We start from the raw sequence: 12,952 nt of genomic DNA, 5'->3' as shown, positions 1-12,952 counted from the left end.
GAGGATAGCCATGCCTAACTACCGCGACGCGTCCGAATCCGGCGGCGACGGCGCCCGGTTCACCCGGCGGATCGAGGACTTCACCTGCGGTCACTGCGAACGCACGGTCCGTGGCAACGGCTACACCAACCACTGCCCGCACTGCCTGTGGTCCCGGCACGTCGACGTCAACCCCGGTGACCGGGCCGCGACCTGCGGCGGACTGATGCCGCCGGTGGCCGCGGGCATCCACAAGGACGCCTATTTCGTGGTCCAGCGCTGCGAGAAGTGCGGCCACCAGCGGCGCAACAAGACCTCCCCGAGGGACAGCAGGGAGACGATCCTCACGTACTTCGGGCGGCCGATCCCGGGCTGAGCGCGGCGGTCGCGGTCCGCAGGCTGACCACGTCCGCGGCCAGGCTGTCGATCAGCAGCCGCTGCTCCTCGGTGCGCGGCTCCGGCGGTTCCGCGACCTCGGTGCTGTCGCTGAGCGCACGCACCAGCCAGTCCAGGGTGTCCCTGGTCAGCGCGACGTCCCCGCCGTGCAGGAGCAGCCCCGCGGTGCCGCTGCGCAGCCCGCGCAGCGCGTCGTCGGCCTGGGCCAGCGCGGCCCGGTTGGCCTCGGTGTCGTCCCGGCCCTTGAGCTGGCCGCCGAGCAGCTCGTGCAGCTGCGCCGAGGACCGCCGCTGCTGCCGGATCAGCCCGCGCACGTCGACCTCCGCCCGGCTGCGGCCCAGCTGGCCGGCGATCGAGGTCAGCCCGGCCCGCGCGCCCTCGATGGCCCGCCGCAACCGTTCCAGCGGAGCGGGGGTGCGCATGCCGGGCACCACCGCGAAGCCGAACAGCAGCCCGATGCCGACCGCGAGCAGGATCAGCAGCACGTACTCCACCAGCACCGGCACCGGGTCCAGGTGCCGGGTGGTGGCGTTCATGCCGACCAGCATCAACACCATGCAGCCGTTGAAGATGATCGGGTAGCGCTGCTGGAAACCGAACCCGACCAGCATGGTGACCAGCCCCAGCGGCATCAGCACCGCCTGCGGCAGCAGCCACAGCACCGCGGCCAGCGCGAGCGCGCCGAGCAGCGTGCCAGCCGCGCGCTGCCAGGCCTTGAGCGCGCTGGCCCGCCAGTCCGGCTGCATGATCATGAACACCGCCATCAGGAAGGACGGCATCAGCGGGTCGCCCGGCCGCTGCGCGGCGATGACCAGCGCGAGCAGCACCCCCAGCGCGCAGCGCAGCGCGTGCCGGAACTGCGCGGACTGCCAGGAGATCGCCTCGGCCAGCCGCTCGCCCGGGTACTCCGCGCCGAGCCGGGAGTTCGCCGGGGTCCGGTCCCGCCCGGCCAGCGCGGCCCGCACCCGGTCCAGCCCGTCCCACAGCGTGTCCACCATCGCCGAGGTCGCCCCCGGCAGTTCAGCGGTGGTCTCGGGCCGCTCCGGCGCGGGCGGGTCTCCGCCGTCGACCACCACTCCGGCCAGCACGGCGGCCTCGGCCTTGGCCGCGTCCAGCACCGCTCGCAGCTCAGCTGCCACCGGCTCGGGCAGCTGCTCGGCCCGGTCGGTGAGCAGGAACAGCTTGGTGCGGTAGCGCAGCCCGCCGTCGAGCACCTGACCCAGCCAGGTGCGCTGCCGGTCACCGCGCCAGGCCCGGATCGCCGCGTCCGGCCCGCGCGGCCCGGCCTCGGTGAGTACCCCGGCCACCGCGGTCCTGGTCGGCTTGTCCGGATCACGCAGCCCGGCCAGCAGCCGCAGCAGGATCACCACCCCGGAGCCCAGTGCGGGCGCGGTCACCACCTGCCAGAGGCTGGCGGTGCCGGTGGTCTGGAAGGCGTAGCCGAACAGCGCGCCCATGCCCAGCCCGAGCCCGACGGTGATGAACCGGGGCCCGAACGTGGGCAGCAGCGCCACCGCGAACACGATCACGGTGAGCACCCCGATGGCCGCCACCACCGACACCTCGGCCAGCAGCCGCGGCCCGGCCACCACCAGCACCATCGCCGGGGCGAACACCGCGAGCAGCTTCAGGTCCGGCCACAGCGCGCCGCCGAAGGCCGCGATCAGGCAGAACATCGCCGACAGCGCGCCGAGCACCGCGGCAGGCCCGAGCCCGGCCAGGAAGCCGAGCCCGGCCACCCCGCCGATGACCACGACCATCATCACCGGCAACATCAGGGGCGAGGGACCGGACCGGGGTGCGCTGGTGCTCACCGGCCGATCATGCCGCACCAGCGACTACTCGACCGGCACCCAGCCCACCTGCACCAGCTGCGTCGTCTGGTGGTCCCGCCACAGCTGCGCCCGCCCCGGCGGCGAGGCGTAGGGCAGCAGCCCGGTGATCACGTCCGGGGTGTCCGGGTTGCCGTTGAGCAGCAGGGTCAGCGTGTCGTTGAAGTCCAGCGCGGACAGCAGCGGGTCGGTGCGGCGCAGGTAGCTGCCGGCCAGCACCAGGTGGAAGCCGATCCGTCGCGCGTCCGGCAGCAGGTCGGCCAGCACCTCCAGCACCCCGGCCTGCTGGGTGATCTCGTAGTCGTCGATCACCAGGTAGACCTCGGGCCCGTTGCCCCGGCCCTCGTCCCGCCGCTTGACCAGGGAGTCCCGGATCTCGCCGATCGGCACCGACATCTTGCTGGTCTGGGTCAGATAGGTGAGCAGCCACTCGTTGGGCACCGAACCGAACCAGTTGCGGCGCGGGTCGATGCCGGCGACCACGGCCTGCTCCGGGGTGGTCGCGGTGGTGAGGTTGTGCAGCAGCGCGCGCAGCACCGCGGTCCGCCCGCTGCCGTAGTCGCCGAAGCACAGCAGGTGCTGCTTGAGCCCGAGCCCGAAGCCGTTGAGCTCGCCCTCGATCACGCCCAGCGGCCAGCGCTCGTTCTTGGGCACCTCGGTCAGCGGCACCTCGGCGGGCAGCGGCAGCAGCTGCTTGGGCCGCGTGCCGGTCCAGGCCTTGTCGATGGCCGCCACCGGGTCCGGCTGGTCCTGGAACCGCGGCAGCGCGGCCAGGAAGTGCTCGCCCTGGTAGGTCAGCCCGTGCCCGGCGCCCGGCAGCTCCTTGGCCTTGACCACATCCACCGCGGAGAAGTGCGGCGCGGACAGCCGCAGTTCCAGCCTGCTGCTGAAGGCATCCGCCAGCGGCAGCTCCAGCTCGCTCCAGCGGTTGATGCCCAGCAGCACGTGCACGTTCACCCCTGGCCCTCGGTTGACCAGGTCGTACACCGCGTCGTAGGCGTGCGGGTAGCGGCGCAGGCCGTACCAGCCGTGCACCAGCACCACCACCGCGCCGGGCTCGGCCGCGCCGGTGCCCTCCCGCCTGGCCCGTTCCCGCCGGTCGATCAGCGCGTTGAGCTCGTTGGCCGCGTGCCAGATGAGCGCGTAGTCCTGGTAGGCGGCGGCCACCCTGGTGTGCGGCAGGCCGCGCAGCGGCAGTAGCGACTCACCCGCGAAGTCCAGCACGTACAGCTGGAGGTGCGCGGGCGTGTTGGCCAGGGCCAGGCTGAGCGCGGCGTTGTGCAGCACCTCGGCCACCCCGGCCGCCGGATCGCCGACCACCAGCGCGTGACCGTCCCCTGTGGACAGTTCCAGCCGGTGCCGCTCCCGCCGTCGCTCCGCCGGCCGGTCCACCAGGCCGACGACGGGGGACAGCCGCGGCTCGCCGGGGATGTGCAGGCCCTGCTGCTCGTCGGTGGCCGTCGGCGGCAGCAGCACGTCCAGGGCCATCCGCTCGCGCAACGGCGGCAGCAGCAATGGTTCCGGGATGGCGGCCGGGCCGGTGAGCCCGGCCAGCGCCTCGGCCACCTGCTCGCCTGGCAGCGGCTGGCAGGTGATCGGGTCCTGGCCGGTGGCCCAGAGCACCAGGTCGCTGTCCCTGGTGTTGAGCTCGAAGCCGAAGTGCTTGTGCAGCCCGGAAGGCAGCTCGGTGACCTGGTCCAGCACCGCGATCAGGTGCACGCCCTGGTCCCGCCAGCCCGCCGCCTCGTCCCTGATCACCTCGGTCAGCCCTGGTGCCAGCCGGTCCAGCCTGCTGAACCGGTTGACCACCACGACCAGCGAGGTCATCGGGTCCAGCTCCGGGTCGTAGTGCCGGGCCCGCTCGTAGTCGTGCTGGGTGCGCATCTTGCGCTGCCGCAACAACTCCGCCCGCCGCCCGCTTTCCGCGCGCAAGGCGTCCACCACGTGCCGGGCCGCGTCCGCGCCGGTGAGCAGGTGCGCCAGCTGCGGCGCCCGCTCGAACTCCTCGAACACCGCGCCGTGGCCCGCGTCCAGCAGGAACAGGTTCAGCGTGTCCGGTGAGTGCGCCGTCACCAGGCCCAGCAGCAGCCGGCGCACCGCGGCGTCCCGGTTCGCCTCGCCGAAGCCGGTGACCAGCCCGTGCGCCCCGATCCCGCCCAGCGACGGCGGTTTCAGGTCCACCTCCACCGGCTGACCGTCCACAGTGGACCCAATCGCGACCCGCAGCCGCTGCCCGACCGGACGCACCGGCCAGCCCGTCTCCGTCACATCTCCCCCTACACCGTCCATGTCAGCTGCACCGTCTCCTCTCCCGCCCACCGCCGCGTGATCGCCCGCCCCGGCGGCAGCACCCTGGGCCGCACCCCGCTCACCGGGGTGACGTGCCGGTCGGCCCCGCTGAGCGAGAGCACGGTGGTGTCCTTGGGATCAAGCCCGCGGAGCACCGGATCCGTCTTCGCCGGGTACCGGCCCGCGATGATCAGGTGGAACCCGGTCTTGGCCGCGTCGGCCACCAGCGGCGCCAGCTGGTCCCGTTGCGCGGCCGCGAGGTAGTCGTAGTCGTCGATCACCAGGTACAGGTCCGGCCCGCGCCACTGCCCCGCGTGGTCCCGGCGCGTGGCCAGCGAGACGCTGATGTCCCGGACCGCCTCGTCGAACTGCATGACGTTGCGCACGTAGGAGATCAGCAGGCCCTCGCAGTCGGCGTTGAACCAGGTCCGCCCGTAGTCCACGCCGACCACCCTGGCCTCCTCCGGCGTGCGCAGCGCGACCAGCCCGCGGATGAAGGACCTGATCAGCGTGCTCTTGCCGCTTTCCGGATCGCCGAAGCACACCAGGTGCCGGTGGTGGAAGGTGAACGGCAGGCCGGAGCCCTCGGTCAGGCCGAGCTTGAAGTCCCGGTCGCCGCCGCCGAGGTCGGCGAAGTTCACCTTGTACGGCAAGGCTTTCAGCCGCTGCACCGGATGCGGCCAGGCCGCCGCGAGGTCCGGCGCCAGGTCCCGCGCCTGGTACCGGGGACCGGCCAGCATGAACAGCGTCCCGTCGCCGGTGCGGCCGTGCATCGACGCCAGCTCCGGCGGCCTGCCCGGCAGTGGGGAGCTGTCCGGATCGGCCAGCGGCAGTTCCAGCCGGTGCCGGAAAGCGCCGTGCAGCGCGGGTTCCAGGTCCGCCCACCGGTCCAGGCCGAGCAGCACGTGCACGCCGACGGCCTGGCCGCGCAGCACCAGCTGCCGCAACACCGCGGCCAGCCCGGGGTGCAGCTCGGCGTCCGGCCAGCCGTGCACCAGCACGAAGATCGCGGCAGGCTCCCCGGCCTCGGTGCGGTCGCTGAGGTCCGGCAGCCGGTGGTAGAGCCGCTCGCGGTGCTTGACCAGCCCGGCCAGCTCGTCCCTGGTCTTGTCCCGCAGGCTGTCGTCCGCGCCGCTGACCGCCACCCGCACGTGCGGCAGGCCGCCCGCCAGCTCGGGCAGCTTGCTGCCGTTGAGGTCGAGCAGGTAGAGCCGCGCCCGCGCCGGCGTCCGGTGCAGCGCGATGGACAGCGCGAAGCCGCTCAGCGCCCAGCCCGACCCGGTGCCGACCAGCAGCACCTGGCCCTGTTCCACCATGACCCGGAACGGCTCGCCCCGGTCCGCGCCCAGCAGTTCGCCGACCGGCAGCGCGATCGTCTCGCGCACCGCCCGCAGCCCGTGCTCCTCGGTCTGCTGGAGCTCAACCAGGTTGGTGAAGTCGATCGTCTCGCGCGGCAGAAACGAACCCTCGGTCACCTTGGGCATGGTGGCCACCAGCGCCCGCACGTCCGGCGCGGCCGACGGGGTGAACCCGACCGGCTCCCGGCCGGGCACGCGCAGCTCGGCGGCGTGGTCGGAAACGGCCAGCTCGAAGCCGAAGTAGCCGTCCAGCGCCGCGGGCACATCGGCGAGCCGGTCCTCTGCCAGCAGCAGGTGCACGCCGTGGTCCCGCCAGGCCGCGCAGTGCCCGCGCAGCAGCTCGGTCAGCTCCGGTGTCTCCCGGTGCAGCAGGCTGAGCCGGTGCAGCACCAGCACCAGCGGCACGATCGGCGGCAGCTCCGGCTGGTAGTGCCGGGCCCGGTCGTAGTCGTGCAGGGTGCGCATGCCGTGCGTGCGCAACAGCCGCCTGCGCTGCGCCGAGGTCGCCGCCAGCGCCTCGATGAGCAGCGCGGCGCTCCGCGGCTCGCGCACCGCGTGCTGGGCCCGCTGGTAGTCCCGGAACAGCTCCGCCCGCTCGCCGTCGACCAGGCAGAGCTGCACGGTCTCCGGCGCGTGCGTGTCCAGCAGCCCGCACAGCACCGCGTGCAGCAGCTCGGTCCTGGCCCCGGCCGCGATGCCGGTCAGCAGGCCGTGCGCGCCGATCCCGCCCAGCGGCGGCGGTTTCAGGTCCACCTCGACCGGCTGACCGTCCACAGTGGACCCCACCGTCACCCGCAACCGCTGTGCCGCCGGTCGCGCCTGCCACTCCCGCACCCCGCGCCCCCCGTGCTCGCCGATCTTCGCCGCCCCCATCTTCGCGCACCGCCGGTGTCCGAAGGACCGCCCCCGCTTGGCGGAGCCCGCGTCGGCCGGTCCGCCGATGGTGCGGAACCGGCCGCGGCGTCAGACTGTCACCAGCATCCCCCGTATCCGCCATTCGGGGGCTGGTCGCCGGTCAGCCCTGGTGAAATGGCGGAGGTTCCCTTGTCATCGCAGCTCGACACCCGCGTCGACGTCGACTGGGTCCGCGCGACCCTGGACCGGGGCTGGGGCGCGGAGTGGTCCCGCCGCCCACTCAGCCCGCGCACCGACTGGCTGGGCCGCCCGACCGGCGACTCCTGGCTGGTGCACGCGAGCGGCCGGCCGCACGTGTTCACCATCCGGCTCGACCCGGCCGAGCGCGCGCCCGCCGCGCTGTTCCCGGTGCGGCAGAAGGTGCTGGCGCACTGCAGGCGACAGGGCGTGCCCGCGCCCGACCCGGTGCCGACCACCGACGGCGGCACCGTGACCTGGCGCGGGGACCTGGCCTGCGAGCTGACCCCGGCGCTCAAGGGCGCGGTGCCGCACCACTTCGGCCCGGACCAGATCGCCGCCGTGGTGCGGTCCGGCCTGCTGCTGCGCGCCAGCCTGGACCAGGTGCCCGAACCGGTGGTCAGCGCGCTGGCCGCGGTCCCCGCCCCGCCGCCGCCCTGCTGGCGCGCCGCGGTCGAGGCGGCCAGGACCGAGCTGCTGCCGCTGGCCGGGCGCCGCACCGACGACTGGAGCCAGGCCTGCGCGGCGATGCTGCGCGGGGTGCTGGCCGCCGAGCCGCTGATGGACGCGCTGCGGCCGCGCACGGCGCGGGCGGTGGTGCACGGCAGCCTGTGCGGCAAGCAGTTCGTGCTCTCCGGCGGCCGGGACCCGCAGGTGCTCGGCCTGCTGGACTTCGGCGCGCTGCACGTGGGCGACCCGCTGCTGGACCTGGCCGCGCTGGCCGACACCGCGGCCAGGGTCCGGGCCGGCGAGACCGCCCAGCGCCGCGCCCTGGCCTCGTTCCAGGACCTCGCGGCCCGCGGCTACCTGCTCGCCGACGGCCAGGAACAGCTGCTGATGCCGTTGCTGCTGACCAGAACCGTGCCGCCGCTGGTGGAGCTGGTCCGCGCGGTCCTGCTGGCGGGCCGCCGGGGGCCGGGCCTGATCGAGCGGTTCGACCGCTACGACCCGATGCACAAGGCGCACGTGCACCGGCTGCTCACCGGACCGGCCTGGTGAGGCCTCAGACCTTGGTCAGCACGACGACCGGGATCTGCCGGGTGGTCCTGGTCTGGTACTGGTCATAGTCCGGCCAGGCCGCGGTCATCACCGGCCACAGCCTGGCCCGCTCGGCCTCGTCGGCGGTGCGCGCCCGCGCGGTGAACCGGTCCCCGGCCACCTGCACCTGGACCTCCGGCCGCTCCCGCAGGTTCAGGTACCAGGCCGGGTGCGTCGGCGCGCCGCCCTGGGAGGCCACCACCACGTAGTCCTCGCCGACCCGCTGGTAGATCAGCGCGGTCCGCCTCGGCTCCCCGCTGCGGCGGCCGGTGGTGGTCAGCAGCAGCGTGGTGGTGCCGTTCCACTCGTGGCCCTCGGCGCCGTCGGTGGCGACGTAGCGGTCGATGTGCTCCCTGACCCAGTCCCTCGGGCTGTCGATCGGCGTAGCGCTCACCCTCGGCTCCTCACTCCGGTTCCTCCAGCGTCAACGCCGGTGCGCGCGCGGAAAGTCCGCGCAGCAGGAACTCCACCACCGACTCCAGGTAGTGATCTTCCTGCGGCGCCCGCCTGGCTACCACGCGCCAGTACACCGGGGCCGCCAGCAGGTCCAGCGCCAGCTCCAGTTCGGTGTCCGGCGGCAGCTCACCGCGCTCGATCGCCCGGCGCAGCACGATCGCGCCCCTGGCCCGCCGGGGCTCACCGACCAGCTCGGCCATCGCCGTGGCCAGTTCAGGGCTGCGGCCCGACTCGGCGATCAGGTCCGGCAGGATCCGGGCCACCCTCGGGTGGGTCAGCCAGTCCCGGACCGCGGCCAGCACGACCAGCAGGTCACCGCGCAGTGAACCGGTGTCCGGGACCGGGGCCATCGGCACGCTGAGCCCGGCCATCGCGGCCAGCACCATGTCCTGCTTGGCAGGCCAGCGCCGGTACAGCGCGCTCTTGCCCACCCCGGCCCGCTTGGCCACCGCCTCCATGGACAGCCTGCCGTAGCCGGACTCGGCCAGTTCCTCCAGCACCGCCTCGGTGATCGCGGCGGTGACCTGCGGCTGGAGCACGGCGGCTCCGGTGGGCGTGCGTCGGGCGGACATGGGCGGAACGGTACCGTCCCATCCTGTGTTAGCGTCGGGACGGTACCGTTCCGTCCAATTGAAGGAGCAGGCATGCGGACCCCCCGACAGGTCTTCGAGCACGCGCTGGAGCTGTTGCTGGCCAAGGACATGGACGGCTTCGCCGGCCTGTGGGCCGAGCAGGGCGTGCTGGAGTTCCCCTTCGCCGCACCCGGCGCGCCGACCCGGCTGGCCGGGCGGGCCGCGGTGCACGAGTACGTCCGGGACTACCCGTCGATCCTGGACATCCGGTCGTTCCCGGCGGTCCGGGTGCACGAGACCGCCGACCCCGAGGTGCTGGTGGCCGAGTTCGAGGCCGAGGGCGTGGTGGTGCGTTCCGGCCGGCCCTACCGGCTGCGCTACGCCGCCGTGCTCACCATCAGGGACGGCGAGATCCACACCTACCGCGACTACTGGAGCCCGGCCGCGGTGGCCGAGCTGCTCGACGGCGCGGTGAGCCTGCCGGCGGTCTCGCGTGACTGAGCCGATCCTGGTCACCGGAGCCACCGGGACCACCGGCAGCAGGCTGGTTCAGCGGCTGACCGCGGCCGGTCACCCGGTGCGCGCGGCCAGCCGGAAACCCAGCGCCGCCAAGGAGATCCGCTTCGACTGGGGCGACCCGGGCACGCACCTGGCCGCCGTCGCGGGGGTGCGCCGGATGTACCTGGTCGCGCCGGTCGGGCAGGCCGATCCGCTGCCCCAGGTCGAGGCGTTCCTGGCCACCGCGCTGGCCGCCGGGCTGCGCAGGGTGGTGCTGCTCAGCTCCTCCGCGGTGCCCGAGGGCGCGCCGGTGCTGGGGGAGCTGCACGCGCTGGTCCGCCGCGAATGTCCAGAGTGGACAGTGCTGCGGCCGTCCTGGTTCATGCAGAACTTCCTCGGTGATCACCCGCTTGCCGTGGCACTGCGCGAAACGGGTGAACTGGTCACGGCCACCGGCAACGGACGGGTCGGCTTCGTGGACGCCGGCGACATCGCCGCGGTGGCCGAGCGCGCACTGCTCGCCGACACCCCGCTGAACGAGGAACTGGTGATCACCGGGCCTGCCGCGCTGAGCTACGCCGACGCGGCCGCGATCCTGACCGCGCTGGGTGTGCCGGCCAGGCACCGCCCGGTGTCGGTGACCGAGCTCACCCAGCGTCACATCGCCGCTGGTTACCCGCCGGATTTCGCCGCCCTGCTGGCCGGGCTGGACGAGGGCATCCGGCAGGGCGCGGAGGACCGGGTCACCGACACCGTGCTACGGCTGACCGGGCGGCCGCCCTGCTCCCTTCGCGCGGCCCTGCTGGGCGCGATGGCGGGACCGATGCCGACAATCGGGTGACGCGGTGTGGCAAATTGCTTGCTTAGGGTAATAGTTGCCGGGTGACAAGCCAGCCGATCAGGCACAGACCGTAGCTAGCCGACTTCGGGCTGGCGTCGGTAGGCTTCCCTGTCGCCGTGCCTTGCACTCCCGGCGTGCTCGTGGAACCCCGACCCTCCTCGCGCTCCCCAGGCAGACATGACAGTGCCACTTCCGGAAGACCTCCCGGCGCCGCGGCGCCCGGTCTCGGCCCACCAGGGCGGCTCCACGGCCGACAACCCTCGTGAGCGGGAGAAGCTCGCCCGGAAGTGGGCGTACCTGGTCAGCACCACCGCCTACATCCCGCTCTCGCACCCCGAGGTGGAGCAGCGGCTGCTGGCGCTGGTGGACATCCTGGTGAACGCGGTGCGCGCCGAACCGTTCGTCGCCTCGGCGGCCGGGCAGGTGGGCGCGGAGCTGGTGCGGCTCAACTGCGTCGGCCCGGAGAGCCTGGAACGCAGCGTGGACGTGCTGGGCCGGGCGCTGCTCAGCCTGCCCAGCCTGCGCCTGGTGAACAAGCTGACCGACCGCGTGGTGATGGTGCTGGCCGCGCTCACCTCCGGCTACCTGGAAGCCTTCCGCGCGTTCATCTTCCAGCAGCAGGAAGCGCTGAACCGGGCGCTGTTCAAGGCGGCCAACGACGCCGAGCGGCAGCGCAAGGACAGCGACGCCCGGCTGGAGGAGGTCTTCCGCTGCTCGGCCAGCGGCATCGCCATCACCGACCTGGACGGCGCCTTCCTCAAGACCAACGCCGCCGTGCACGAGCTGCTCGGCTACACCGCGGACGAGCTCACCGAGCTGACCCTGTTCGACCTGGTCGCCGAGGACGAGCGCAGGTCGCTGCGCAAGGCCTGCGAGGACCTGCGCGAGGGCCGGGTCGACCGGTTGCGGCAACAGCGGAAACGCATGCTGCACAAGGAAGACGAGCCGCTGTGGGCGCTGCTGAGCGTCTCCCTGCAACCGGGCAGCGACGGCGACCCCGGCAGGCTGGTCACGGTGATCGCGGACGACACCCAGGTCACCGCGCTGCAGGCCACGCTGAACCGGCAGTCGCTGCACGACATGGTGACCAGGCTGCCCAACCGGCAGTACTTCAGCACCGCCACCGAGACCATGCTCCGCCGCGCCGATCCCGAACACGGCGTCACCCTGTACCACCTCGACCTGGACGCCTTCGCCGCGGTGAACAACGGCTACGGCTGCGAGGTCGGCGACCGGCTGCTGCGGGTCGTCGCGGACCGGCTGTTCGCCATCTTCGAGGGTGAGGAGACCATCATCGCCCGGCTCGGCGGCGACGAGTTCGCGGTGCTGGTGCGCAACTCGCCGACCACTCCGCCGGTGCTGACCATGGTGCAGCGCATCGACCACGACCTGTCCGAGGCGGTCTACCTCAACGAGAGCACCGGCATCGCGGTCTCGGCCACCATCGGCGTGGTGGACCGCCCGCGGCCGACCATCGGCGCCACCGAGCTGATGCGCGCCGCCGACCTGACCCTGCGCCGCATCAAGCGCACCGGCCGCCGCCAGTGGGGCCTGTTCGACCAGCGCCAGGACACCGAGGACAGCGACGCCTTCCGCATCGCCGCGGCCATGGCAGGCGCCTGGGAGAACGGCGAGGTCCAGCTCCGGCACCGCCCGGTGGTCCGCCTGGCCGACCACGAGCTGCTCGGCATGGAAGGCTTGTTGTTCTGGCCAAGCCAGGAGTTCGGCCCCCAGGACCACGACCGCTGCCGCGACCTGGCCGAGTCGACGGGCCTGATCATCCCGCTCGGCGCCTGGCTGATGCTGGCCGCCGCCGAACGCAACCGCCGCCGGGTCCAGCGCTCCGGCCAGGAACAGCCGCTGCTGCTCAGCCTCACCCCAACCCAGGCCGTCGAGCCGGACCTGAGCTGCGTGGTCCACCGGGTGGTCACCGACACCGGCCTGCCGCCGGCACAACTACGCCTGGGCTTCCCGGTGCACACCCTGACCCAGCGCATGGCCGTCGACAACCTCACCGACCTGGCCGACACCGGCGTCCACATCACCCTGGACGACTTCGGCTCCACCACCGCCGAAATCGAACACCTGGAAGACCTCCCGATCAGCACGGTCCGGGTAGCCAAACCCCTGGTCGCCCGCCAAGCGGCCCAGCCCACCTCGCTGACCAGCAAAACCCTCCGCGAACTGGTCGCCACAGCGCGGTTGGCGGGCGCCACGGTCCTGGTCGACGGCGTGCACACCCAGGAACAGGCGGACTGGTGGCGCGCGGTCGGCGCCGAATCCGCCACCGGCGACCTGTTCACCGCGGACCCGGGCACCGACCCCACCGACTGACCACCCCCGCCAGCCCAGCGCCGCCCAGCGCCCCGCCCGTACTGCCCCACGCCCCGGCCCACCTCGCGCTGCCTGCCGCCTCGCCCGCCCCCCGCTCCTTCTCCGCCGTTCGGCCCTGCCCACCCCACCCGAAAACGTTTACGGTCAACCGGGCCGCCACCACCACCCCTTCGTTCGACGCGAAAGAAGGAGTCATGGAAGGCAGGATCACCCGCCGGACGCTCATCACCGGCCTCACCGCCGCCGCGGCCCTCGCACCCAGCACCG

Annotated in this window: 10 protein-coding genes; 5 read left to right on the top strand and 5 right to left on the bottom strand. The window is 73.2% G+C overall.

What is annotated here, in order from left to right; genetic code table 11:
* The first annotated feature begins 10 nt into the window (after window positions 1-10).
* Window positions 11-355, top strand: a complete 345-nt coding sequence (locus M8C13_RS30295; RefSeq protein ID WP_252484157.1) for an RNHCP domain-containing protein — start codon at window positions 11-13, stop codon at window positions 353-355.
* Here the strand turns inward: M8C13_RS30295 and M8C13_RS30290 are convergent.
* Genes M8C13_RS30290 through M8C13_RS30280 form a run of 3 tightly spaced genes read right to left on the bottom strand, consistent with a single transcriptional unit; the run spans window position 324 to window position 6,727 of the window.
* A complete protein-coding gene (locus tag M8C13_RS30290; protein WP_252484156.1) occupies window positions 324-2,189 on the bottom strand; it encodes an FUSC family protein in 1,866 nt (621 codons plus the stop codon). The two genes, M8C13_RS30295 and M8C13_RS30290, sit on opposite strands and share 32 nt — an antisense overlap.
* Window positions 2,190-2,213: 24 nt before the next feature.
* A complete protein-coding gene (locus tag M8C13_RS30285) occupies window positions 2,214-4,475 on the bottom strand; it encodes an FtsK/SpoIIIE domain-containing protein (RefSeq protein ID WP_252484155.1) in 2,262 nt (753 codons plus the stop codon).
* A gap of 8 nt (window positions 4,476-4,483) precedes the next feature.
* Window positions 4,484-6,727 (bottom strand): FtsK/SpoIIIE domain-containing protein, encoded by a 2,244-nt coding sequence (locus M8C13_RS30280; RefSeq protein ID WP_252484154.1) that lies wholly within the window; start codon window positions 6,725-6,727, stop codon window positions 4,484-4,486.
* Between the two features lie 171 nt (window positions 6,728-6,898).
* Between M8C13_RS30280 and M8C13_RS30275 the strand changes: the two genes are divergently transcribed.
* On the top strand, window positions 6,899-7,945 hold the full coding sequence (locus M8C13_RS30275) for a phosphotransferase (RefSeq protein WP_252484153.1): 1,047 nt from the start codon (window positions 6,899-6,901) through the stop codon (window positions 7,943-7,945).
* A 4-nt stretch (window positions 7,946-7,949) separates the two neighbouring features.
* Here the strand turns inward: M8C13_RS30275 and M8C13_RS30270 are convergent, their stop codons facing one another.
* A complete protein-coding gene (locus M8C13_RS30270; RefSeq protein WP_252484152.1) occupies window positions 7,950-8,378 on the bottom strand; it encodes a nitroreductase family deazaflavin-dependent oxidoreductase in 429 nt (142 codons plus the stop codon).
* A gap of 10 nt (window positions 8,379-8,388) precedes the next feature.
* On the bottom strand, window positions 8,389-9,012 hold the full coding sequence (locus M8C13_RS30265; protein WP_252484151.1) for a TetR/AcrR family transcriptional regulator: 624 nt from the start codon (window positions 9,010-9,012) through the stop codon (window positions 8,389-8,391).
* A gap of 72 nt (window positions 9,013-9,084) precedes the next feature.
* On the opposite strand from M8C13_RS30265, the gene M8C13_RS30260 reads away from it, so the two are divergent.
* The 3 genes from M8C13_RS30260 to M8C13_RS30250 all read left to right on the top strand — a co-directional run bounded on the left by M8C13_RS30260 (window position 9,085) and on the right by M8C13_RS30250 (window position 12,685).
* Window positions 9,085-9,513 carry a nuclear transport factor 2 family protein gene (locus M8C13_RS30260; RefSeq protein ID WP_252484150.1) on the top strand — a complete coding sequence of 143 codons (429 nt, stop codon included), beginning with the start codon at window positions 9,085-9,087 and terminating at the stop codon, window positions 9,511-9,513.
* Window positions 9,506-10,351, top strand: a complete 846-nt coding sequence (locus tag M8C13_RS30255; protein ID WP_252484149.1) for an NAD(P)H-binding protein — start codon at window positions 9,506-9,508, stop codon at window positions 10,349-10,351. Before M8C13_RS30260 ends, M8C13_RS30255 begins: the two co-directional genes overlap by 8 nt.
* A 177-nt stretch (window positions 10,352-10,528) precedes the next feature.
* On the top strand, window positions 10,529-12,685 hold the full coding sequence (locus M8C13_RS30250) for an EAL domain-containing protein (protein ID WP_252484148.1): 2,157 nt from the start codon (window positions 10,529-10,531) through the stop codon (window positions 12,683-12,685).
* The last annotated feature ends 267 nt before the right edge of the window (window positions 12,686-12,952 follow it).

The sequence above is a fragment of the Crossiella sp. SN42 genome (genome assembly GCF_023897065.1).
In the GTDB taxonomy this organism is placed as follows: Bacteria; Actinomycetota; Actinomycetes; order Mycobacteriales; family Pseudonocardiaceae; genus Crossiella.
Note: the sequence above shows the minus strand (reverse complement) of the source record. Positions and strands in the feature narration are given on the sequence as shown.